General features: G+C 63.0%; 22 protein-coding genes. 6 read left to right on the forward strand and 16 right to left on the reverse strand.

Features of this window, described 5'->3' with window-relative positions; all coding sequences use genetic code 11:
• Positions 1 to 51: 51 nt before the first annotated feature.
• From rpoE to LPW39_RS06280, 10 genes are all read right to left on the reverse strand, one after another.
• A complete protein-coding gene (gene rpoE / locus LPW39_RS06235) occupies positions 52 to 687 on the reverse strand; it encodes an RNA polymerase sigma factor RpoE (protein WP_182343191.1) in 636 nt (211 codons plus the stop codon).
• A gap of 60 nt (positions 688 to 747) precedes the next feature.
• A complete protein-coding gene (locus LPW39_RS06240; protein WP_230772436.1) occupies positions 748 to 1233 on the reverse strand; it encodes a hypothetical protein in 486 nt (161 codons plus the stop codon).
• Between the two features lie 187 nt (positions 1234 to 1420).
• Positions 1421 to 2665, reverse strand: coding sequence for a beta-ketoacyl-ACP synthase II (fabF, locus tag LPW39_RS06245; RefSeq protein ID WP_230772449.1), 1245 nt, complete (start codon positions 2663 to 2665; stop codon positions 1421 to 1423).
• Positions 2666 to 2749: 84 nt separating this feature from the next.
• Positions 2750 to 2989 carry an acyl carrier protein gene (gene acpP, locus LPW39_RS06250; RefSeq protein WP_021027954.1) on the reverse strand — a complete coding sequence of 80 codons (240 nt, stop codon included), beginning with the start codon at positions 2987 to 2989 and terminating at the stop codon, positions 2750 to 2752.
• A 105-nt stretch (positions 2990 to 3094) separates the two neighbouring features.
• Positions 3095 to 3841: a 3-oxoacyl-ACP reductase FabG gene (gene fabG / locus LPW39_RS06255; protein ID WP_133854927.1), complete on the reverse strand. Its 747-nt coding sequence runs from the start codon at positions 3839 to 3841 to the stop codon at positions 3095 to 3097.
• Positions 3838 to 4782 (reverse strand): ACP S-malonyltransferase, encoded by a 945-nt coding sequence (fabD, locus tag LPW39_RS06260; RefSeq protein ID WP_230772459.1) that lies wholly within the window; start codon positions 4780 to 4782, stop codon positions 3838 to 3840. Before fabD ends, fabG begins: the two co-directional genes overlap by 4 nt.
• Before the next feature lie 65 nt (positions 4783 to 4847).
• Complete coding sequence (locus tag LPW39_RS06265) at positions 4848 to 5828, reverse strand: beta-ketoacyl-ACP synthase III (RefSeq protein ID WP_230772465.1); 981 nt, start codon at positions 5826 to 5828, stop codon at positions 4848 to 4850.
• Between the two features lie 5 nt (positions 5829 to 5833).
• Positions 5834 to 6886: a phosphate acyltransferase PlsX gene (gene plsX / locus LPW39_RS06270; RefSeq protein ID WP_230772476.1), complete on the reverse strand. Its 1053-nt coding sequence runs from the start codon at positions 6884 to 6886 to the stop codon at positions 5834 to 5836.
• Positions 6887 to 7015: 129 nt separating this feature from the next.
• Positions 7016 to 7198, reverse strand: a complete 183-nt coding sequence (gene rpmF / locus LPW39_RS06275) for a 50S ribosomal protein L32 (protein WP_021027949.1) — start codon at positions 7196 to 7198, stop codon at positions 7016 to 7018.
• A 155-nt stretch (positions 7199 to 7353) separates the two neighbouring features.
• Entirely contained in the window at positions 7354 to 7911 is a 558-nt protein-coding gene (locus LPW39_RS06280; protein ID WP_230772483.1) for a YceD family protein, read from the reverse strand.
• Positions 7912 to 7937: 26 nt separating this feature from the next.
• Between LPW39_RS06280 and LPW39_RS06285 the strand changes: the two genes are divergently transcribed.
• Both LPW39_RS06285 and LPW39_RS06290 read left to right on the forward strand, forming a co-directional pair.
• The gene (locus LPW39_RS06285) at positions 7938 to 8534 is read left to right on the forward strand and encodes a Maf family nucleotide pyrophosphatase (protein WP_230772490.1); all 597 of its coding nucleotides are present in this window, start codon (positions 7938 to 7940) and stop codon (positions 8532 to 8534) included.
• The gene (locus LPW39_RS06290) at positions 8531 to 9313 is read left to right on the forward strand and encodes an SAM-dependent methyltransferase (protein ID WP_230772492.1); all 783 of its coding nucleotides are present in this window, start codon (positions 8531 to 8533) and stop codon (positions 9311 to 9313) included. Before LPW39_RS06285 ends, LPW39_RS06290 begins: the two co-directional genes overlap by 4 nt.
• Positions 9314 to 9401: 88 nt before the next feature.
• Here the strand turns inward: LPW39_RS06290 and LPW39_RS06295 are convergent, their stop codons facing one another.
• The 4 genes from LPW39_RS06295 to LPW39_RS06310 are packed head-to-tail and all read right to left on the reverse strand — an operon-like array spanning position 9402 to position 12582.
• The gene (locus tag LPW39_RS06295; RefSeq protein WP_230772499.1) at positions 9402 to 10433 is read right to left on the reverse strand and encodes a S49 family peptidase; all 1032 of its coding nucleotides are present in this window, start codon (positions 10431 to 10433) and stop codon (positions 9402 to 9404) included.
• A 1-nt stretch (position 10434) separates the two neighbouring features.
• On the reverse strand, positions 10435 to 10812 hold the full coding sequence (locus LPW39_RS06300) for a Rieske (2Fe-2S) protein (RefSeq protein WP_230772509.1): 378 nt from the start codon (positions 10810 to 10812) through the stop codon (positions 10435 to 10437).
• 60 nt (positions 10813 to 10872) lie between these two features.
• Positions 10873 to 11529: an HAD family hydrolase gene (locus LPW39_RS06305; RefSeq protein ID WP_230772516.1), complete on the reverse strand. Its 657-nt coding sequence runs from the start codon at positions 11527 to 11529 to the stop codon at positions 10873 to 10875.
• Positions 11530 to 11550: 21 nt separating this feature from the next.
• Positions 11551 to 12582, reverse strand: a complete 1032-nt coding sequence (locus tag LPW39_RS06310) for an RluA family pseudouridine synthase (protein ID WP_230772518.1) — start codon at positions 12580 to 12582, stop codon at positions 11551 to 11553.
• Between the two features lie 588 nt (positions 12583 to 13170).
• On the opposite strand from LPW39_RS06310, the gene LPW39_RS06315 reads away from it, so the two are divergent.
• The 4 genes from LPW39_RS06315 to queF all read left to right on the forward strand — a co-directional run bounded on the left by LPW39_RS06315 (position 13171) and on the right by queF (position 18877).
• Positions 13171 to 16203, forward strand: coding sequence for an Rne/Rng family ribonuclease (locus LPW39_RS06315; RefSeq protein ID WP_230772525.1), 3033 nt, complete (start codon positions 13171 to 13173; stop codon positions 16201 to 16203).
• 64 nt (positions 16204 to 16267) lie between these two features.
• Positions 16268 to 17044, forward strand: a complete 777-nt coding sequence (yaaA, locus tag LPW39_RS06320; RefSeq protein ID WP_133854940.1) for a peroxide stress protein YaaA — start codon at positions 16268 to 16270, stop codon at positions 17042 to 17044.
• A 38-nt stretch (positions 17045 to 17082) separates the two neighbouring features.
• On the forward strand, positions 17083 to 17964 hold the full coding sequence (locus LPW39_RS06325) for a 2OG-Fe(II) oxygenase (protein ID WP_230772534.1): 882 nt from the start codon (positions 17083 to 17085) through the stop codon (positions 17962 to 17964).
• Between the two features lie 55 nt (positions 17965 to 18019).
• Positions 18020 to 18877, forward strand: a complete 858-nt coding sequence (queF, locus tag LPW39_RS06330) for an NADPH-dependent 7-cyano-7-deazaguanine reductase QueF (protein ID WP_230772540.1) — start codon at positions 18020 to 18022, stop codon at positions 18875 to 18877.
• Here queF and LPW39_RS06335 read toward each other — a convergent pair whose 3' ends face one another.
• Together LPW39_RS06335 and LPW39_RS06340 are read right to left on the reverse strand one after the other, a co-directional pair.
• Positions 18878 to 20107, reverse strand: coding sequence for a Y-family DNA polymerase (locus LPW39_RS06335; protein WP_230772542.1), 1230 nt, complete (start codon positions 20105 to 20107; stop codon positions 18878 to 18880).
• A gap of 145 nt (positions 20108 to 20252) precedes the next feature.
• The gene (locus LPW39_RS06340; protein ID WP_269075747.1) at positions 20253 to 21596 is read right to left on the reverse strand and encodes an MFS family transporter; all 1344 of its coding nucleotides are present in this window, start codon (positions 21594 to 21596) and stop codon (positions 20253 to 20255) included.
• Between the last annotated feature and the right edge of the window lie 42 nt (positions 21597 to 21638).

The raw sequence follows: 21638 nt of genomic DNA on the forward strand, positions 1-21638 counted from the left end.
TTTTCCTAGCGGGCCCCAGGCCCTTGCAGCCAGTCATCACACTCAAATCAGCTACCAACGCTTGCCAGACTGGCGTTCAAGCATGGGCTTTACCTTGGCGGAAATCGCCTCGCGGGCGCGGAAAATACGCGACCGTACCGTACCGATGGGACAATCCATCGCAGCGGCAATGTCTTCATAAGACATGCCTTCAATCTCACGCAACACGATAGCCTGTCGCAGGTCTTCGGGCAGCGCGTCCATCGCCGTGTTGACCGCCTGGGCAATTTCCTGGGCGGCAATCACCGTTTCAGGCGTCTCATCGGTCGTTAGTTCGCGCCCGGGCACATAAGTTTCATCATCATCGTCTTTTCCGCGCAGCGCACTCTCGGTCATCACCGGATTGCGGCTGAGCTCGACCATCGCTTTTTTGGCGGTATTGACGGCGATCCGGTACAGCCAGGTGTAGAACTGCGCATCTCCCCGGAACTGCGGCAGCGCGCGGTAGGCGCGCAAAAAGGTTTCCTGGGCCAGATCGGGCACCAGATCCACATCGCGAACCATGCGCCCGATCAGGCGCTCAATACGGCGCTGGTACTTGAGCACCAGCAGACCATAGGCTTTTTGATCTCCTGCCACCGTGCGCTGCACCAGGTGCAGATCGCTGTCATTTGCATTCGGGGTACTGGCCGTTGGCGTTCCCGTCATAAAAGAGGCCCTCTTGGCGCTACAAGCTTGCAGCTATTGTTGTGGTTGTTCAGCTGTAGGCTACATCGGGTGGATGTCTTGCGTATCAGCGGCAAGGGACGAGTATAAAACCCGACGAATATCCGGCCAACGCTCTGGATTAGCGGCTTTCGCCACAAGCAGCCACTGTCTGCGGCCCGGTGTTTGCAGCCCTTGGGCCAGCAGCAATATCCACGATTGCCCATCCATCAGCACGGTCAGTTGCCGGAGCTCCTGCCGCAGCTCAAGCGCCAATAGGCCTCGTCCAAGGCACCACTGAGAGCCAGTCCAGCACAAACAAGTTCCCTGCGGCCACAGCGGCATGCGCCAGGCCAGTCCGGCGGCCAGCGCCAACACCAGCACCGCCGCTGCACGCGGTAGCGCCGATGGGGCGGATGCATGCATCCAGACCAGGCATAGCACGGTGACCATCCCCAGCCAACTGGCCAGCAGCAGACGAATGCGCACCGGGCTTGGCAGCGCAAAGGACTGCAGCGCCATCAAAGCAGGTGAGTGACGGTGGGGCATGGCTGGGCGGCAATTGACTGAGGCATCGCCCCATTCTGCAATGCAGTCATCAGCGATCCCGCAGGGCAAACCCCGTGTTGAAGATGAGGTGCCATCAAAACTGTGACGGCGCAAAAACAACTAAGGCCTCTGTAACAGAGGCCTTATCCAAGCTTGAGAGCTGTGGCGCACTAGGCGCCAAGCACCATCAAACCCGTTTGAACACCAGGGTACCGTTGGTGCCGCCAAAACCGAAGTTGTTCTTGACGGCGATTTCCAGCTTGGCATCACGCGCGGTGTTCGCACAGTAGTCCAGATCGCATTCCGGATCCTGGTCCACCAGGTTGATGGTCGGGGGAATCTTCTGGTCCTTCAATGCCATGACGGTAAAGACGCTCTCCAGGCCGCCAGCACCACCGAGCAAATGGCCGGTCATGGATTTGGTCGAGCTGACCACCATCTTCTTGGCATGGTCGCCCATGGCCGCCTTGATGGCATTGGTCTCGTTGAGGTCTCCCAGCGGCGTGGATGTGCCGTGGGCATTGAGGTAGTCCACTTGGTCGGCATTGACGCCTGCATTGCGCAGAGCGGCCAGCATGGCGCGGCGTGGGCCGTCCATGTTGGGAGCGGTCATGTGACCGGCGTCAGCGCTCATGCCATAACCCAGCAACTCGGCATAGATCTTGGCACCACGGGCCTTGGCGTGTTCATACTCTTCGAGCACCACAATACCGGCGCCCTCACCCAGCACAAAGCCGTCACGGCCCTTGTCCCAGGGGCGCGATGCCGCCTTGGGATCGTCATTGCGTGTGGACAGCGCGCGCATTGCGGCGAACCCACCCACACCCAACGGAGAAACAGTGGCTTCGGTACCACCTGCAATCATGACGTCGGCATCGCCGTATTCAATCATGCGACCGGCTTCACCAATGCAGTGCAAACCTGTCGTGCAAGCAGTCACCACCGACAGGTTCGGGCCTTTGAAGCCAAAACGCATCGATACATGACCTGCGACCATATTGATAATGGACGCGGGAACAAAGAAAGGCGTGATGCGGCGCGCACCACGGCGCTCATATTCACCGTGCGTGTTCTCGATCAGTGGCAAACCACCGATACCCGAACCGATCACACAGCCAATACGAGTTGCGAGCTCTTCATCCAGTGCCTCGCCCAAAGGCAGGCCGGCGTCTTTCACTGCCTCTTGGGCAGCGGCAATGCCGTAATGAATGAAGGAGTCCATCGTGCGTGCTTCCTTGGCACTCATATAGGACTCAAGGTCAAAACCCTTCACCTCACCTGCAATCTTGCAGCTGAAATCAGTGGTGTCGAACTTGGTAATGAGGTCAATGCCGGATTGACCGGCCAAAATGTTGGACCAGGCTTCAGCAACCGTGTTACCCACGGGGCTGATGCAACCCAGACCAGTCACGACGACGCGACGGCGACTCATGCGTTACAACTTTCTTGTTGATCTCTCGGAAGATTGGCTGCAAGACACTTGCGCCACGAGGGCGCCAAGTGCATGCGCAATCAATTAAGCCTTTTGGTGGCTGTTGGCGTAGTCGATGGCGTTCTGCACCGTCGTGATCTTCTCTGCGTCTTCGTCAGGGATCTCGATTTCGAACTCATCTTCCAAAGCCATCACCAGTTCCACGGTGTCCAGCGAGTCAGCGCCCAGGTCGGCCACAAAGGCCTTTTCGTTCGTTACTTGAGACTCTTCCACGCCGAGTTGTTCGGCGATGATTTTCTTGACACGTGCTTCGATATCGCTCATGGTTTCCCTCTGGGGGTTGTGAATGAACCCGCGATTCTAGCTGCTTCAGCAATACCTGAGTGCAACTTGCCGTCGCGAGGAAACGGCATTCAACTTTCGTCAAATTTACATATACATGCCGCCATTGACATGCAACTCCTGTCCGGTCACATAACCGGCACCGTCTGAGGCCAAATAGACCACAGCGTTGGCAATGTCTTGCGGCTGTCCCAGCTTGCCCAAGGCAATCTGCGACTGCAGTGCTTTCTTCTGCTCTTCGGGCAACTGGGCCGTCATATCGGTCTCGATGAAACCAGGCGCCACGCAGTTGACCGTAATGCCACGGCTGCCCAGCTCCTTGGCCAGCGAGCGCGTCATACCTGCCACACCCGCCTTGGCGGCCGCGTAGTTGGCCTGACCGGCATTGCCGGATGCGCCCACCACACTGGTGATGCTGATGATACGGCCAAAACGCTGCTTCATCATCGGACGGATGGCAGCGCGGCTGGCGCCGAACACCGCCTTCAGATTGGTGCCCAGCACGGCATCCCAGTCATCATCCTTCATGCGCATGGCCAGGGTGTCGCGGGTGATACCGGCGTTGTTGACCAGCACATGCAGGCCGCCCTGGGTCTTGACCAGGCTGTCAATCAGCGCCTCGACGGCAGCGCCGTCGTTCACATCCAGGGCCACGCCACGCGAGCCGGCAAAGGCCGACAGCGCCTGCGAGATCTTGGCAGCGCCGTCTTCGGTCGTTGCCGTGCCGATCACCTGGTAGCCGGCAGCGCCGAGCGCCTGGGCGATGGCCGCGCCAATACCGCGCGATGCGCCGGTAACCAGGGCGACTTTGGCTGTTGAAGTGGTTTCAGTCATGCGATGGCTTCTTTGGTTTCTTGCAAAGTGGCGGGGTCGTACAGAGCCACACCGACGAGTTCAGGGTCGATGCGCTTGGTCATGCCGGTCAGCACCTTGCCCGGGCCGCATTCGACCAGGTGGGTGGCGCCCAACGCACGCAGGCGCTGCACACACTCGACCCAGCGCACAGGGCCAAAGGCCTGGCGGTACAGCGCATCACGGATGGCATCGGCATCGGTAGGCATCGCCACATCGATGTTGTTGAGCACGGGAATCTGGGGCGCAGCCAGTTGCAGCTCGGCCAGGGCCAGCTTGAGCTTCTCAGCGGCGGGCTTCATCAGGCTGGAGTGGAAAGGTGCCGACACCGGCAGTGGCAGCGCGCGCTTGGCACCTGCCTCCTTCACGGCCAGGCTGGCCGCTTCCACCGCGGCCTTGGAGCCAGCGATGACGGTCTGGCCGGGATCGTTGAAGTTCACCGCCTCGACGACCTCAGTGCCGCCCAGCTGGGCAGTCACCTGGGCGCACACGGCCTTGACCTTGTCGGCATCCAGGCCCAGCACGGCAGCCATCGCGCCGGCACCCACAGGCACGGCCTCTTGCATGGCGGCACCACGCAGGCGCACCAGCGGCGCGGCCTGGCTCAGGGTCAGCACACCAGCAGCTACCAGTGCGGAATACTCGCCCAGCGAGTGGCCAGCAACGGCCATTGGCATGGCGCCGCCTTCGGCTTGCCAGACACGCCATGCAGCCACACCAGCGACCAGCATCACCGGTTGGGTGTTGGCGGTCAGTGCCAGCGTTTCTTTAGGGCCGTTCTGGATCAGCGCGCCCAGGTCTTCACCCAGCGCATCCGAGGCTTCCTGCAGCGCCTGAACAACGGCGGGGTGGCCACCCCAGGCATCGAGCATGCCCACGGACTGCGAGCCTTGGCCCGGAAATACAAATGCAAAAGCGCTCATGTCTCGGTTCAATCAGTTTTTTATCAATCGGCGGATGGCAGCGGTCTCGGCAACGCCGAGCCATGCTACATCGTCAGCAGCACCGCACCCCAGGTGAAGCCACCGCCCACGCCTTCCAGCATCACATTCTGCCCAGGCTTGACCTGGCCGCTGCGCACCGCATGGTCCAGCGCCAGCGGGATCGAGGCCGCCGAGGTGTTGCCATGCTGGTCCACCGTAACGACAACCTTCTCAGGGGCAAGCTTGAGCTTGCGCGCCGTGCTCATCATGATGCGCAGGTTGGCCTGGTGCGGAATCAGCCAATCGATATCGGCTTCCTGCATCTTGGCTTTTTCCAGCGCAGCGCGTGCGGCCTTGTCCAGCACACCGACGGCGAGCTTGAACACAGCCTGGCCATCCATGCGCAGCAGCGGCGAGCCAATCACCTGGCCGCCCGAGACATTGCCCGGCACGCACAGAATGTCGACATGGCTGCCATCGGCATGCAGCTCGGTGGCCAGAATGCCGGGCTTGTCAGAGGCTTCCAGCACCACGGCGCCGGCGCCATCGCCAAACAGCACGCAGGTGGTGCGGTCATTGAAGTCGAGAATGCGGCTGAATACCTCGGCACCCACCACCAGCACACGCTTGGCGCTGCCGGACTTGATCATCGAGTCCGCCACCGTCAGTGCATAGACGAAGCCGCTGCACACTGCCTGCATGTCAAACACCGGGCAGCCATTGGCAATGCCCAGCTTGTTCTGCAGGATGGCGGCGGTCGAGGGGAACACCATGTCCGGCGTCGAGGTCGCGACGATGATCAGATCAATATCGCTGGCCTGGATATTGGCAGCCTGGAGGGCGTTCTTTGACGCCTCCAGCGCCAGATCGCTGGCTACAACATCAGGCGCTGCAAAATGGCGCGCCTTGATCCCAGTGCGCTCCACAATCCACTCGTCGGAGGTTTCCAGACCGCGCGTGGCCATCTCAGCGGCCAACTCATCATTGGTGACACGACGTGGCGGCAGGTAGCTGCCAGTGCCGGTAATGCGGGAATAAATACTCATCGAATTCAGGTAGGAGACGTCACGGTTTTGGCAGCAGCAGTGCTGTCTGCCGACATCAGCAGGGGCGCTGCCGTCTGAATCTTGGTCTGCACACGCCCCAGCAAATCATTGCGGGCGGCATCATAGGCGCGCCGCAAGGCATGCTCATACGCCACCGCGTCGGCCGAGCCATGGCTTTTGAAAACCAGGCCGCGCAATCCGAGCAATGCAGCCCCATTGTAGCGGCGGTGGTCCACCCGCTTCATCAAGCGCGCCAGCACCGGGTAAGCGATCACTGCGGCGATCTTGGTGAGCAGGTTGCGTTTGAACTCCTGCTTGAGCCCGTTGCTGATCATGCTGGCCACGCCTTCGCTGGCCTTGAGCGCGACATTGCCGACAAAGCCATCACAGGTCACGATATCCACCGTGCCCTTGAAGATGTCATTGCCTTCGACATTGCCGTAAAAATTGAGATAACCCGATTGGCCAGCCGTGCGCAGCAGCTCGCCGGCACGCTTGATGACCTCGCTGCCCTTGATGGCTTCTTCGCCAATATTGAGCAGGCCGACGGTGGGGTTTTCAGTGTTTTCGAGGGCGCTGACCAACGCAGAGCCCATGACAGCAAACTGCAGCAGATGCTCTGCCGTGCAGTCCACATTGGCGCCCAGGTCGAGCACCGTCGTGGCGCCGCCCTTGGCGTGGGGAAGCTGGGTGGCGATAGCCGGGCGGTCGATGCCCTCCATCGTCTTGAGCACATAACGGGCAATGGCCATCAGCGCGCCGGTATTGCCCGCCGATACGGCCGCCAGTGCGGCGCCTGTCTTCACCTGGCTGATGGCCACCCGCATCGAAGAATCCTTCTTCTTGCGCAGGGCCACTTCCACCGGGTCATCCATAGTGACCACTTCGCTGGCAGGCACGATGGTGGCACGCTCGTGCCGAAAAGACTGCAATGCCTCCGCCTGCCCGACCATCAGCAGATGGGCATCAGGGTGGCTATCCAAAAACTTCTTGCATGCGGGTAGCGTGACACGGATACCTGCGTCCCCACCCATGCAATCGACGGCCAGTGTGATCATTCGTTCGGTAATTCTTTGACGTTGTTCGCACCGAGTTCCAGTCCGCCGCGCCCCGCGCCGCTTCCTGGCAAGCAATAAAAAAGGCCCGCGCTACTATGTAGCTGCGGGCCTTTTTTATACAGCTATGGCTTAGGCTTCCGACTTGTTCTTCAGCACCTGGCGGCCACGGTAGAAACCGTTGGGGCTGATGTGGTGGCGCATGTGGGTTTCACCGGTGGTGGGTTCCACAGCGATGCCAGGCACGTTCAGTGCGTTGTGCGAACGGTGCATGCCGCGCTTGGAAGGGGATTTCTTGTTTTGTTGAACAGCCATGATGGCTCCTGAGTCTTGAAAGGGTTGGTGACATGGCCTGCGCAATCACAAACGCATGCCCTAAATTTACGCGACTAGCCCATTAAAGACACGAGGGATTCGCGCGAAGCCTCAAATTATAGCAAAGATCGCAAGCAGGCTTCAAGCCACCCCAACTAGGATTGGTTTTTATCGATGCGCAGCGATGCCAGCGCCGCGAAAGGATTGGCTTTTTCCGCAGGGCGGTCGTCAAAATCCTGGGTGGCGGACTCCAGCTTCACATCGACCGGGCAGACATCGTGCATGGGCACCATGGGCAAGGCCATCAGCAGCTCGTCCTCGATCAGCTCCAGTGCATCGATCTGGGGCGCCAGCACCAGCACATCTTCCTCGCTCTCGTCATCCAGCGCGGCCGCCGTGGCCTCGTCCTTCACAAAGCGGAAGGAGCGGCTGCTCTCTACCGCCACGTCCACCGGGCGCATGCAGCGCTGGCACTGCAGCTGCACCTGGGTTTCGGCATGCAGATGCAGCCAGGCCTGGCCTGGGCCGCCGGTCGATTCCACCCATTCACCATCCAGCACCCAGCGCACAGGCTCGGCGGCAGCGGCCTCGCCGCGCTGGTCTTCGGCCAGCAAGCGGGCCAGCTGCCCCAGGGGCAACTCGCCTTCCAGCGCCGCGTTTTGGTGGGCAAAAGCCTTGATCTCAAGGCGATTGACTGAAAATTCCTTTGTCATGCGCGCCAGTGTAAGAGAATCTGGGCATGTCTGAATCCCCGATGCCCCGCGCCCTTGTACTGGGCTCCACCTCCCGCTACCGGCGAGAGCTTCTGTCGCGCTTCCGCCTGCCCTTCGAGACGGCCTCGCCCGATGTGGATGAAACCCCACAGCCCGGTGAAAGCCCCGCCGCACTGGCGCTGCGCCTGGCACTGGCCAAGGCCCATGCGGTGGCCGCCCAGTACCCCGATGCGATTGTGATCGGCTCCGACCAGGTGGCCGACCTGCACGGCCAGCCGCTGGGCAAGCCGATGGTGCATGACAAAGCCGTGGCGCAGCTGCGCGCAATGAGCGGACAAAGCATGCAGTTCCACACCGCCGTGGCCGTGGTTTGCAAGGCCAGCGGCTTTGCGCAGGCCGATACCGCCGTGGTGCGCACCGTGTTCCGCCCGCTTGATGACGCAGAAATCGAACGCTACCTGCTTGCCGAGACCCCTTATGACTGCGCAGGCAGCGCGAAGAGCGAGGGCCTGGGCATCACCCTGCTCGACGCCATTGAAAGCGACGACCCCACCGCCTTGATCGGCCTGCCCTTGATCCGCACAGCCCGTCTGCTGCGCGCTGCCGGATTGGTGTTGCCATGAACCAACAAACGACTAAAGGTCGTCTCTTCCTGGTGCCGACCCCCCTCGATTTTGGCTGCGCCACCGAAGCGCCGTTGACCGATGTGCTGCCATTGCATACCGTGCAGGCAGCCGCCCGCATCACCCACTGGGTCTGCGAAAACGCCAAAAGCTGCCGCGCCTTTCTCAAGCGGGTGGATGCCGTGGCGCCCCTGGCCGTGCCGCTGCAGCAGCAAAACATTGCCGAGCTGCCGCGCGACGCCCATAAAAAAGGCGACCACAACCCACAGACCGCCGCCGGCAGCGACAGCGGCAGCCTGATTGCCGCCGCGCTGCAAGGCCATGATGTGGGCCTGGTCAGCGAGGCGGGCATGCCCGCGATTGCCGACCCAGGAAGCTCCGTAGTACGCGCCGCCCATGATGCGGGCATCGACGTGGTGCCGCTGGTCGGCCCCACCTCGCTGCTGTTGGCACTGGCCGCCAGTGGCCTCAATGGCCAGAACTTTGCGTTTGTCGGCTATGTACCCAGCGATGCCTCTGATCGCAGCGCCCGCCTGCGCGAGCTGGAGCAGCTGGCGCTGCGCCAGGGCCAGACGCAGATCTTCATCGAGACCCCCTACCGCAACCAGGCCCTGCTGGGCGCGTTGCTGCAAACCTTGCAGCCCAACACGCGCCTGTCCATCTCCAGCGGGCTGACCTTGGAGAGCGCCAACACGCAAAGCCGCCTGGTCAAGCAGTGGAAGCCGCTCAACACCAGCCTGGACAACCGCACCCCGATGGTGTTTGCCATTGGCCGCTGACCCTCGTTAGTCGCTGCAGCCCATGCGGCTGCGCCCATAAAAAAAGCGGTGCCTGGGCACCGCTTTGTCATTCAAGCCTTGCAGGCAGTCAACGCACGCTGGGCAGCAGCGACATCGAGCGCAAGGTACCAACGGCACCCGCACCGACCGAGGCACCAAAACGCTTGGCAAAGCGCTCGGCCACATTCTCGCGGCGGGTGTAATCCACCACCTCTTCCGCACCCACCACATCACGGGCCACCTGGTCCAGGCTGCCCAGGCCATCGGCCAGGCCCAGCTTCACGGCCTCCTGGCCGGTCCAGAACAGGCCGCTGAAGGTGTCATCGGTTTCCTTCAGGCGATCACCCCGGCCCTGGCGCACCACCTGGATGAACTGTTGGTGGATCTGGCTCAGCATCTGCTGCGCATAGGCCTTTTGCTTCTCGTTCATGGGGCTGAACGGGTCCAGCATGCCCTTGTTCGCGCCAGCGGTGAGCAAGCGGCGCTCCACGCCCAGCTTATCCATCGTGCCGGTAAAGCCAAAACCATCCATCAGCACGCCAATGCTGCCAACGATGCTGGCCTTGTCGACATAGATGCTGTCAGCGGCAGAGGCGATGTAGTAGGCCGCAGAAGCACAGGACTCCTCGACCACCGCATACATCGGCTTCTTGTACTGGGCCTTGAGGCGCACGATCTCGTCATTGATCATGCCGGCCTGCACAGGGCTGCCACCGGGCGAATTGATCAGCAGCACCACGGCCTTGGCACCGTCGTCCTCGAAAGCGGTGCGCAGTGCGGCAATCACATACTCGGCACTGGCGTCGGCGCCCGAGGCGATCTCGCCCTTGAGCTCCACCACCGCAGTGTGCTCGGTCGAGGTCTTGGTCGCCGTGCCGTCCGAGCCAAACAGGTAGCTGACAAAGGCGATCACCAGTCCCAGCCAGACCAGGCGGAAAAAGATCTTCCAGCGCCGCGCCGCGCGCTGCTCCTTGAGCGTGTCAAAGGCCAAGCGCTCCAGCACCGAGCGTTCCCAGCCCGGGCTGGATGCGGCAGCGGCAGGCGCAGCAGCGGCTGGCTGCCCCCACAGGTCGGGCGCCGGCGGCGGATTCTGCTGAGGATGGTTGTCCATGGGGTTCATCTTAAAATTCAAGAGGTTGTAGACGGTTATCCGTGTGCCAATAGACCACGCCATCACTCTCACTCAGCGCAACCTTGACCAAACCGCCACGACAGGGACCGCCGGCACAGGCTCCAGTATCGGGCACATAGGCTGCGCCATGGGTGGCGCAGAGCAACCAGTTACCTGTGTCGTCGAAAAAACGCCCCGGCTGGTAGTCCATCTCCATCGCCACATGGGTGCAGCGGTTCAAGTAGGCGTGGACTCCCTCGTGATAGCGGATGGCAAAGGCCTGGCAGGTCTGCCCGGCATAGACCACATCAAAGGCCACCGCGCGCCCACCGTGCAGCAGCGCATCGCTCTGGCACAAGGCAATCATCTGCGCCGGTACTTCCGCCATCACCGCACCTGTTCACCGAGGTTCATCTGACTGTACATACAGACAGTGATTGCACCATAGCTAGGCATGATCCGCCATCCACTGTTGCAGTTCAGCAACGGTATGGGCCACATACAGGGGCTTGAAGGCCTCAAAACCCCCATGGTGATGGGCGCCATAGCTCACCCCCACGCTTGGGCAGCCCGCATTGACGGCCATTTGCAGGTCATGCGTGGTGTCACCCACCATCAACACCCGCTCTGGCACCACATCCAGCTCGGCCATCAGCTCCTGCAGCATCAGCGGATGGGGCTTGCCAGCCGTCTCGTCCGAGGTGCGCGTTGCCTGGAAGCGCCCCTTCAGCAAGGTCGTATCCAGCACCCGGTCCAGGCCCCGGCGGTTCTTGCCGGTGGCAATCGCCAGCAAATGACCGCTGGCGGTCAGCTGGTCCAGCAGCTCCAGCACCCCCTCAAACAAGGTCACCTGCTCTTGGCGCTTGAGGAAATGCAGCCGGTAGCGGTTGGTCAACTCCAGCATCTTGTCCTCCGGCACATCGGGCGCGGCATGGCGCAACGCGCTGTGCAGGCTCATGCCGATTACGTACTTGGCCTCCACCAGGCTGGGCACCGTACCGCCCACATCCCGCACCGCATCCTGGATCGACAGCGCAATCGCCGCAGTCGAGTCAAACAGGGTGCCATCCCAGTCAAAGGCAATCAGGTCAAATTGGCGCGCCATGGGGTGTTCTTTCTATATCGGTCACAAAACGGGTCCATCGGCCGCCGAAACCGCCGCCACAAAATCCGCCAGCTCCGCTGGCAGCTCGGCACCCAGCTGCACGCGCTCTGCCGTCTGCGGGTGGTTGAACTGCAGGCGCCAGGCGTGCAGGAACATACGCTTGAGGCCGTGTTTGGCCAGGCGCTTGTTCAGGTCAAAGTCGCCATATTTCTCATCGCCGGCAATCGCATGGCCGCTGCTGGCCAGGTGCACGCGGATCTGGTGGGTGCGTCCGGTCTTGATCGTCACCTCCAGCAGGCTCATCGCCGGCAGGCCCAGCTGGTGGCGAGCGGCAAACACTTTTTGCACCTTGACCAGCGAGACCGAACGCATGCCCTCGGGGTCGTCGGCCGTGGTGGCGCGCACGCGGCGCTCGCCGTCGGGCAGCAGGTATTTGCGCAGCGGCGTGTCGATCACCTTCTTGTTGGCCGGCCATTCGCCGATGACAAGGGCCAGATAGGTCTTGCCCGTCTCGCGCTCGCGGAACTGGTCCTGCAGGTGGGTCAGGGCCGAACGCTTCTTGGCCACCAACAAGATGCCCGAAGTTTCGCGGTCCAGCCGGTGCACCAGCTCCAGAAAGCGGGCATCCGGGTGGGCGCGGCGCAGCTGCTCGATGACGCCAAAGCTGACGCCCGAGCCGCCGTGCACCGCCACGCCGGCGGGTTTGTTGATCGCCAGCATGACATCGTCATCGAGCAACAAGGGAAACTCCCTAGCTGGCACGGCACGCTCGGCTTCCTCGGGTTTGGCAGCGACGCGCACCGGCGGAATCCGCACCACATCGCCCGGTTGTACGCGAGTGTCCGCTGTCGTGCGGCCCTTGTTGATACGGACTTCACCCTGGCGGATGATGCGGTAGATATGGGTCTTGGGTACGCCTTTGAGGTGGCGCATCAGAAAATTGTCCAGGCGTTGGCCTGCGTCGTCGGGGTGGACCTCGACCAGCCTTACAGCCACTGGGGGTGCTTGTGGACTACGGGGCTCGCCCGGTTTGCCCCCTATAATATGTTTCACCTGCGCGATAGAGTTATTGGTTTACCGGTGAGCAGTTTAATTCACCCACCAGTACCCGCACAGGCCGGTCGATGTCTGGCTGATCGCCTTGCCGCCCCACCTGCATACCAAAAGATTGCGCAGGGGACGCCAAGTGAATCAGGCGGACAGACACATTGAAACAACGAAAAAACAGATTTTTGGCGACAGCTGTCGCAAAGGCCTGCAACCAGGCCCCGCTCAGCTGATCGTCTTCACACCAAACATGTTGATTTTGTGGGCTTGGATGGCAACTCTCTGGCACAGCAGCAGCTGTGCGCCAGTGCGTCTTGCCGTGCCCGCTGTGCGCATGTTCTCAGGGCAAATATCCCAGCCGGAGGCAGCCCAGCGCTGGCTGGCCGGGTATTTACATGCCCTCGCCCGCGTGCCTAGATCCCCTGTGCTGACATAAGTATTACCAGCAAACATGACACGCTCTGTGAATTCTTTCGTTTCTCTGCGTCTGTCCCGGCATCTGTGGCTCCAGTAAGAGCCTGTTTATTGTTGGGATTGGAGACAGGTGCCTGACTGACAAAGGCAGCCTGTCCCGCATTACGAAGGACGCGCATCATGAAACGGATGCTGATCAACGCCACGCAAGCTGAAGAGCGCCGCCTCGCCATTGTCGATGGCCAAAAGCTGCTGGACTACGAAATCGAAATCGAAGGCCGCGAACAACGCAAAGGCAATATCTACAAAGCCGTTGTTACCCGGGTCGAACCCTCCCTGGAAGCCTGCTTTGTCGACTACGGCGAAGACCGCCACGGCTTTCTGCCCTTCAAGGAAATCTCCAAGCAGTATTTCGCCGAAGGCGTCTCCCCCAGCCAGGCCCGCATCAATGATGTGATCAAGGAAGGCCAGGAGCTGATCGTTCAGGTCGAAAAGGAAGAACGTGGCAACAAGGGCGCGGCCCTGACCACCTTCATCTCGCTGGCCGGCCGTTATGTGGTGCTGATGCCCAACAACCCCCGTGGTGGTGGTGTCTCGCGCCGCATCGAAGGCGATGAGCGCGCCGAGCTCAAGGAGGCGATGGACCAGCTGGACTACCCCAAGGGCATGTCCATCATCGCGCGCACCGCCGGCATTGGCCGCAGCGCACCTGAGCTGCAATGGGACTTGAACTACCTGCTCAAGCTCTGGGGTGCCATCGACGGCGCTGCCAAGTCGGGCAAGGGCGCCTTCCTGATCTACCAGGAATCGAGCCTGGTAATCCGCGCGATCCGCGACTATTTCCACAATGACATCGGCGACATCCTGATCGACACCGATGACATCTATGAACAAGCCCAGCAGTTCATGGCCCATGTGATGCCTGAGCACGCTGCCCGCGTCAAGCGCTACCGCGATGACGCGCCGCTGTTCAGCCGCTTCCAGATCGAGCACCAGATCGAGTCGGCCTACTCCCGTACCGTGACCCTGCCATCGGGCGGCGCCATCGTGATCGACCACACCGAAGCGCTGGTCTCCATCGACGTGAACTCGGCCCGCGCCATCAAGGGCGGCGACATCGAGGAAACCGCCACCCGCACCAACCTGGAAGCGGCCGACGAAGTGGCCCGCCAGATGCGCCTGCGCGACCTGGGCGGCCTGATCGTGATCGACTTCATCGACATGGAAGAGTCGAAGAACCGCCGCGATGTGGAAAGCCGTCTGCGTGACGCGCTGCGCCAGGACCGTGCCCGCGTGCAGTTCGGCACCATCAGCAAGTTCGGCCTGATGGAAATGAGCCGCCAGCGCCTCAAGCCTGCGCTGAGCGAAGGTGCCCACATCAACTGCCCACGCTGCGGCGGCTCCGGCCACATCCGCGATGCGGAAAGCTCGGCGCTGCAGATCCTGCGCATCATCCAGGAAGAGTCGATGAAGGACAACACGGCAGCCGTGAACTGCCAGGTGCCGGTCGAAGTCGCCTCCTTCCTGCTCAACGAAAAGCGTACCGAAATCCAGAAGATCGAGCTCAAGCAGCGCGTGTCCGTCACCATGGTGCCCAACAAGGCGCTGGAGACCCCGCACTACAAGCTCGAGCGCATGAAGCACGACGACCCCCGTCTGGACTCGATGGAAGCGAGCTACAAGCTGGCCGACCCCGAAGAGGAAAGCCTGGGCTTTACCCGCCGCTCGCAAGAGCCGACCAACAAGCAGACCCCGGTCATCAAGGGCGTGCTGCCCGATGCACCGGCGCCGATTGCCGAGCCACGCCCGGCACCCGCTGCCCGTACCGCCAATCCGCAAAACGGCAAGCCGGCAGGCGCCCCTGCCGCAGCGCCCGCTGCAGCTCCTGTGGCCGCACCGCAAAAGGGCTTCTTCGCCTGGCTCAAGCGCTTCTTCGGCATGGCCCCTGAGCCCGCACCGGCTCCCGTGCCTGCACCCGCAGCAGCACCCGCTGCTGACGGCCGCCGTGAAAACCGCGATGGCCGCAACGCCAACAACCGTGGCGGCCGTGGTGACCGTGCAGAGCGCGGCGACCGTGGTGAGCGCAAGGATGGCAACCGCCCCGCCCGTGGCGAGCGCGCCGAAGGCGAGCAGCGCGGCGAGCGCAATGGCCGTGGCAACAACGGCGCGGCCGATGGCAGCCGCAGCCCCCGTGGTGGCGACCAGGAAGGCCGCAACCGCCGTGGTGAGCGCGGTGACCGCCAAGAGCGCAGCCGCCGTGACGAAGCCCCGCTGAACCCACAAGCCGGTGACAACGCCGCCGCCAATGGCGAGCGCCAGGAACGCGCACCGCGCCCCGAGCGCGCTCCCCGCGAGCCGCGTGAAGGCCGCCGCGACCGTGGTGACCGCCAGGACCGCCGCAACAACGGTGACGAGGCCGCTCAGCCCCTCAACGCCGTCGCACCGGCACCCCTCAACGCTGATGCGGTGATTGCCTCCCTGCCATCGCTGGACCTGGATACCGGCAACCAAGCCGCACCAGGCGCTGCTGATGCAGACGGCGCAACGCCAGAGCGCCGTGAGCGCCGCTCACGTGACCGCTATGGCCGCGACCGCCGCAACCGTGGTGAGCGCGAGCGCAATGGCCGTGACGAGCAGGCCGAAGGCGACAACGCCGCCGCCGACTCGGGCTTTGGCGCCGATGCCGCCCCTGCCGTGCCGCAAGACACCGACGAGGCACCACGCCGCAGCTACTTCAACGCAGCGCCTGCCGCTGCACCGGCAGAAGCCGCAGCGCCCGCCGTGGCGGATGTGGCTCCGGCTCCCGCCCCAGTGGCACAAGCCGAAGTAGTGGCGGCTGCCCAGGAAGCTGCACCCGTGGCCGCTGTAGCCCCTGTGGCACCTGCCGCTCCCGTTGCAGCAGCACCGGTGGTTGCCGCCCCTGCGCCCATCGCTGCCGAGCCCGCCAAGGCCGGCTTGCCAGCGATTGCCAGCTACAGCTTGCCGCTGGATGCACTGCACCAGATCGCCAGCACCGCCGGCCTGCAATGGATCAACTCCGATGCCGACAAGATCGCTGCTGTGCAAGCGGCCATCGCCGCCGAGCCCAAGCCCGTGCATGTGCCGCGTGAGCGCCAGCCCGTGGTGCAGATCGACCAGGGCCCGCTGATCCTCGTCGAGACCCGCAAGGATCTGACCGATCTGGTCCTGCCGTTTGAGCGCGAAACCGCTTAACAACTGCTGACCCAGCAACCCTCAGGCCGGAGCGATCCGGCCTGTTTCATTGATGGAGCCCCTGATGCTGTTTCTGCTCTCGCCCGCCAAATCTCTGGACTACGAAACCCCGCTGCCCGCCGGCCTGGCCAGCACGCAGCCCCAGTTCATCCCCCAGTCCAAGGCCTTGATCGCGGTGCTGCGCAGCCAGTCGCCGCAGCAGATCGCCAGCCTGATGGACATCAGCGACAAGCTCGCTGCACTGAATGTGGCGCGCTATGAGGCATGGTCGCCCAAGTTCAGCAGCAAGAACGCGCGCCAGGCCATCATGGCCTTCAATGGCGATGTCTACGACGGCCTGCAGGCCCCCACCTTGAGCGCCAAGCAGCTGGACTGGGCGCAGTCCCATCTGTGCATGCTCAGCGGCCTCTACGGCGTGCTGCGCCCGCTCGATCTGATGCAACCCTACCGGCTGGAGATGGGCACGCGCCTGGCCACCGAGCAGGGCAGCAACCTCTACCATTTCTGGGGCACGCAGATCGCCGACTACCTCAATGCGCAGCAGGCCAGCGAAGACAAGCCCGTCGTCGTCAACCTGGCCTCGCAGGAGTACTTCAAATCGGTGGACCGCAAGGTGCTGCGCGCCAGGGTCATCGACTGCAGTTTTGAAGACTACAAGAACGGCCAGTACAAGATCATCAGCTTCTTCGCCAAGAAGGCGCGGGGCATGATGGCGCGCTACGCGATCGAGCACCAGACCAAGACGCCGGCGGCCTTGAAGAAGTTCAGCACCGCGGGCTACGCGTTCACGCCCGAGGCCTCGACTGAAGACCATTTCGTGTTCAGGCGCAAAGTCGATTGATGCGACTTTGATGCACAATGGGCCGCGAAAGGAATCTGATGACAGCCTCGCAACCCCTCACCCCGGAACTGCGCGCCTGGATAATTGAACAGGCCAGCGCAGGCGTCAGCGCCGACCGCGTGTTCAAAGCCATGTGTGATGCCGGCTGGAACGCCGACGTCGCCGAGTCAGCGATGGAATCGGTCCTGACCGAGCACCTCGCGCAGTTGCAGGCGAGCAAGGAGAGCCCCGTCGTGGCGGCCTCCCAGCCAGCTGCCCCATCCCGTCCCCTGCCCGAGCCCAGCCTGGGCCAATCGCCCTCCACCATCGATGTCGGTGACCGCGAGGTCAGCGTGCTGCTGGCCCTGCAGCACCCGCGCGTCGTTGTGTTCGGCAATCTGCTCTCCGACGAGGAGTGCGACGCCATCATTGCTGCGGCCGAGCCGCGCATGCAGCGCTCGTTGACCGTCGAGACCCAAACCGGTGGCGAAGAGGTCAATGCCGACCGCACCAGCGATGGCATGTTTTTTCAGCGCGAGGAAACACCGGCCGTCGCCGCGCTGGAGCGCCGCATCGCCAAGCTCGTCAACTGGCCGGAAAACCATGGCGAAGGCCTGCAGGTGCTGCACTACCGGCCCGGTGCCGAGTACAAGCCGCACTACGACTACTTCGACCCGACCCAGCCCGGCACGCCGACGATTTTGAAGCGTGGCGGCCAGCGCCTGGCCACCCTGGTGATCTACCTGAACAACCCGCAAGCCGGCGGCGGCACCAGCTTTCCCGATGTGGGGCTGGAAGTCGCACCGCGCCGTGGCAATGCCGTGTTCTTCAGCTACTCCGCGCCCGACCCCGCAACCAAGAGCCTGCATGGCGGCTCGCCGGTGATCGCCGGCGAGAAATGGATCGCCACCAAGTGGTTGCGCGAGGGCGAATTCAAGTAAACCGCAGCCGCAGCCTGGCCCCCGCGCAGGCAGCGGCCGCTTTTTGTTCCACAGCATGACCGTCTCCCCTTCGCCCGAGCAATCGCCTCTGGGCCAGCGCTCCGCCTACATCGACCAGTACGACCCCACCCTGCTCTTCCCGCTGCCCCGCCAGGCCAAGCGCGACGAGATCGGCCTGCAGCCCGACAAGCTGCCCTTTTTTGGCGCCGACCTGTGGACGGCCTATGAAGTCTCCTGGCTCAACCTGCGCGGCAAGCCCCAGGTCGCGCTGGTGAGCTTCACGATTCCCTGCGAAACGCCCAACATCGTCGAGAGCAAGTCCTTCAAGCTCTACCTCAACAGCTTCAACAACAGCCGCTTTGGCTCGGTCGATGAAGTGCGGGCCAAGCTGCTGGCCGATATCAGCGAAGCGGTATGGCGCGGCGCGCCCTACCAGGCCTCGGTCGGCGTGCAGATGATCGACCCCGAAGTATTCGACACCCTGCCACTGCAAGAGCTCGACGGCCTGAACCTGGACCGGCTGGACATCGACTGCGAGCACTACCAGCCCCAACCCCAGCTGCTGCGCGCCGCCTTTGATGAGGCGCCCGTCACCGAGACCCTCAGCAGCCGCCTGCTCAAGAGCAACTGCCTGGTCACCGGCCAGCCCGACTGGGGCAGCGTGCGCATCAGCTATACCGGCCCGGCAATCGACCAGGAACGCCTGCTGCAGTACATCGTGAGCTTTCGCAACCACAACGAATTCCACGAGCAATGCGTCGAGCGCATGTTTGTCGATATCTGGAAGCACTGCAAGCCGATCCGCCTGACGGTCTATGCCCGCTACACGCGCCGGGGCGGCCTGGACATCAACCCACTGCGCACCAGCCAGCCGATGGCCCTGCCGGCCAATATCCGCACCGCACGCCAGTAATCAGTCGAGGTCGTCAAACAGCGGCAAGGTGTAGGGGTCGGCCTTCTGCTCCGCAACGCCCAGGCGGTTTTGGGCCTGGCGCATGGCCTGCCCGTCGCCCACCAGGCCTTGGGCCAAGGCCTGCTCCAGCGGCAGCAGGCCGCCTACCCGCACCCCCAAGAGCCGCAGGCGCTGGTCCAACGGCGCGCGCTTGAGGCACTGGCCGGCCGCATGGCGGATGGCAGCGGCGTCCTGGGTGTAGAGCGGCAGGCTGTGGTCGCGCGTGGCGATGCGAAAGTCCGGGTAGCGCAGCTTGATGCCAATCGTGCGCCCCACATAGCCCTTGCGCTGCAAGTCAGCGGCCACCATCTGGCACAGCTCGGTAAAGATGGCCCCCAGCTCGGCCTTGTCGCGAACCGCATGCAGGTCGCGGTCAAAGGTGGTTTCGCGGCTCATCGATACCGGCTCGCTCTCGGTCACCACCGGCCGGTTGTCCCGCCCCCAGCTTGATGCATGCAGCCAGGCGCCGTAGCTGCGGCCAAAGTGCTCTACCAGCCAGGGCAGGTCCTTGGCGGCCAGATCGCCCAGCGTGTGGATGCCCAGCGCCTGCAGCTTGGCATCGGCCTTGGGGCCCACGCCATTGATCTTGCGGCAGGCCAGCGGCCAGATCATCGTTTGCAGATCGCTCTCCAGCACGATGGACACGCCATTGGGCTTGTTGAACTCGCTGGCCATCTTGGCCAGCTGCTTGTTGGGGGCCACCCCGACCGAACAGGTCAGCCCGGTCGCCGCATGGATCGCCGCCTGCATCCGCAGCGCCAGGCTGCGGCCATGGTCGTCCTGGCCGCCTTCGACATGGGTGAAGTCGATGTAGACCTCGTCCACGCCCCGGTCCTCCATCTGCGGCGCCATCGCGGTGATGATGGCCTTGAACTGGCGCGAGAAATGCCGGTAGCGCGCAAAGTCGACCGGCAGCAGGATGGCCTGCGGACAGAGCTTGGCCGCCTTCATCATGCCCATCGCCGAGCCCACGCCAAAGGCGCGCGCCGGGTAGGTGGCCGTGGTGATCACGCCCCGGCCCACATAGTCCTTGAGCTGCGGAAAAGCCTCGGGCGGGATCGCGTCGAGCCGGTCGCCATAGCGCGCTTTCAGCGCTTCATCTTCGGCCCGGCGGCCCCCGCCGATGATGACCGGCAGGCCCTTGAGCTGCGGGTAGCGCAGCAGCTCGGCCGAGGCATAGAAGGCATCCATGTCCAGATGCGCAATGCGGCGGCGCGGAGGCAGAACAGGCGGCGATGGCGAGGGGGCGGAGCACACCTGGCTATTGTCTCCCAGCGCGGCGCGGCTTGCAGCCGCCCCCGGTGCAGATACCGCCGCTGTGGGGCTATCGCGTGTCTCAGTGGTCGTGGTGCAGATAGGCCGCCTGCTTGGGCAGGCGCAGACTGAACAGGAAGGCAATCACCATCATCACCGTCACATACCAGAAGAAGGCATTTTCATGGCCGGCATTCTTCAGCGCCAGCGCGACGAACTCGGCCGATCCACCAAAAATCGCATTCGCCACCGCATAGGCCAGGCCCACGCCCAGCGCGCGCACTTCGGGCGGGAACATCTCCGCTTTGACGATGCCCGAGATCGAGGTGTAGAAGCTCACAATCGCCAGCGCGACCAGGATCAGCAGGCCGGCCGTCACCGGCGACGAGGCCTGGTGCAGGGTGGTCAGAATCGGCACCGTGCCCAGGGCACCCAGCGCCCCAAACAGCATCATGCTGGTGCGCCGTCCAATGCGGTCGGACAGTGCGCCAAACAGCGGCTGCATGCACATGTACACAAACAGGCAGACGGTCATCACATAGCTGGCCGTCTTGATCGGCAGGCCCACGCTGTTGACCAGGTACTTCTGCATGTAGGTGGTGAAGGTGTAGAAGATCAGCGAGCCGCCCGCCGTGTAGCCCAGCACGGTGACAAAGGCGCGCCAGTGGTGCTTGAACAGGTTGCCCAGGGTGCCGGTTTCCTTGTTCTGCATGGCCTCGGTAGACTGGGTCTCATGCAGGGTGCGGCGCAGCAGCATGGCCACGACAGCGGCCGCAGCGCCCACCACAAAGGGAATGCGCCAGCCCCAGGCACGCAGCTCGGCGTCCGTCAGCACGGCTTCCAGAATCACGATCAGCAGCACGGCCAGTAGCTGGCCGCCGATCAGGGTGACATACTGGAATGACGAGAAAAAGCCGCGCTGGCCCTTGAGGGCCACTTCGCTCATATAGGTGGCCGTGGTGCCGTATTCACCGCCCACCGACAGGCCCTGGAACAAGCGGCAGAGCAGCAGCAAAAACGGCGCCCAGGCGCCAATCTGTGCATAGGTCGGCAGGCAGGCAATCACCAAGGAGCCGGCGCACATCATCGTCACCGAGATCAGCATGGATTTCTTGCGGCCGTACTTGTCGGCAATGCGGCCAAACAGCCAGCCGCCGATGGGGCGCATCAAAAAGCCGGCAGCAAAGACGCCGGCGGTGTTCAGCAGCTGTACGGTGGGGTCACCCTTGGGGAAGAAGGCAGCGGCAAAGTAGATGGCCGAGAAGGCATAGACATAGAAGTCAAACCATTCCACCAGGTTGCCCGACGAGGCCGCCATGATGGAGAAAATGCGGTGGCGCTTCTCTTCAGGGCTGTAATGGGGAGGAGTGGTAGCCGAAGTCTGGGCGGCCGATGGCCCAGGTCCTGGCACGGAGGGTGTTGTCATTGGAGTGGTCCCGTGTAGCAATGCAGACCATGATGCGCCGCC

It is taken from the genome of Comamonas koreensis (assembly GCF_021026195.1).
GTDB classification, from domain to species: domain Bacteria; phylum Pseudomonadota; class Gammaproteobacteria; order Burkholderiales; family Burkholderiaceae_C; genus Comamonas; species Comamonas koreensis.

What these genes read in the sequence shown, in the direction of transcription:
- rpoE (WP_182343191.1), bottom strand. Translation starts at nt 687, where the DNA reads ATGACGGGAACGCCAACGGCCAGTACCCCGAATGCAAATGACAGCGAT.
- LPW39_RS06240 (WP_230772436.1), bottom strand. Translation starts at nt 1,233, where the DNA reads ATGCCCCACCGTCACTCACCTGCTTTGATGGCGCTGCAGTCCTTTGCG.
- fabF (WP_230772449.1), bottom strand. Translation starts at nt 2,665, where the DNA reads ATGAGTCGCCGTCGCGTCGTCGTGACTGGTCTGGGTTGCATCAGCCCC.
- acpP (WP_021027954.1), bottom strand. Translation starts at nt 2,989, where the DNA reads ATGAGCGATATCGAAGCACGTGTCAAGAAAATCATCGCCGAACAACTC.
- fabG (WP_133854927.1), bottom strand. Translation starts at nt 3,841, where the DNA reads ATGACTGAAACCACTTCAACAGCCAAAGTCGCCCTGGTTACCGGCGCA.
- fabD (WP_230772459.1), bottom strand. Translation starts at nt 4,782, where the DNA reads ATGAGCGCTTTTGCATTTGTATTTCCGGGCCAAGGCTCGCAGTCCGTG.
- LPW39_RS06265 (WP_230772465.1), bottom strand. Translation starts at nt 5,828, where the DNA reads ATGAGTATTTATTCCCGCATTACCGGCACTGGCAGCTACCTGCCGCCA.
- plsX (WP_230772476.1), bottom strand. Translation starts at nt 6,886, where the DNA reads ATGATCACACTGGCCGTCGATTGCATGGGTGGGGACGCAGGTATCCGT.
- rpmF (WP_021027949.1), bottom strand. Translation starts at nt 7,198, where the DNA reads ATGGCTGTTCAACAAAACAAGAAATCCCCTTCCAAGCGCGGCATGCAC.
- LPW39_RS06280 (WP_230772483.1), bottom strand. Translation starts at nt 7,911, where the DNA reads ATGACAAAGGAATTTTCAGTCAATCGCCTTGAGATCAAGGCTTTTGCC.
- LPW39_RS06285 (WP_230772490.1), top strand. Translation starts at nt 7,938, where the DNA reads ATGTCTGAATCCCCGATGCCCCGCGCCCTTGTACTGGGCTCCACCTCC.
- LPW39_RS06290 (WP_230772492.1), top strand. Translation starts at nt 8,531, where the DNA reads ATGAACCAACAAACGACTAAAGGTCGTCTCTTCCTGGTGCCGACCCCC.
- LPW39_RS06295 (WP_230772499.1), bottom strand. Translation starts at nt 10,433, where the DNA reads ATGAACCCCATGGACAACCATCCTCAGCAGAATCCGCCGCCGGCGCCC.
- LPW39_RS06300 (WP_230772509.1), bottom strand. Translation starts at nt 10,812, where the DNA reads ATGGCGGAAGTACCGGCGCAGATGATTGCCTTGTGCCAGAGCGATGCG.
- LPW39_RS06305 (WP_230772516.1), bottom strand. Translation starts at nt 11,529, where the DNA reads ATGGCGCGCCAATTTGACCTGATTGCCTTTGACTGGGATGGCACCCTG.
- LPW39_RS06315 (WP_230772525.1), top strand. Translation starts at nt 13,171, where the DNA reads ATGAAACGGATGCTGATCAACGCCACGCAAGCTGAAGAGCGCCGCCTC.
- yaaA (WP_133854940.1), top strand. Translation starts at nt 16,268, where the DNA reads ATGCTGTTTCTGCTCTCGCCCGCCAAATCTCTGGACTACGAAACCCCG.
- LPW39_RS06325 (WP_230772534.1), top strand. Translation starts at nt 17,083, where the DNA reads ATGACAGCCTCGCAACCCCTCACCCCGGAACTGCGCGCCTGGATAATT.
- queF (WP_230772540.1), top strand. Translation starts at nt 18,020, where the DNA reads ATGACCGTCTCCCCTTCGCCCGAGCAATCGCCTCTGGGCCAGCGCTCC.
- LPW39_RS06335 (WP_230772542.1), bottom strand. Translation starts at nt 20,107, where the DNA reads ATGGATGCCTTCTATGCCTCGGCCGAGCTGCTGCGCTACCCGCAGCTC.
- LPW39_RS06340 (WP_269075747.1), bottom strand. Translation starts at nt 21,596, where the DNA reads ATGACAACACCCTCCGTGCCAGGACCTGGGCCATCGGCCGCCCAGACT.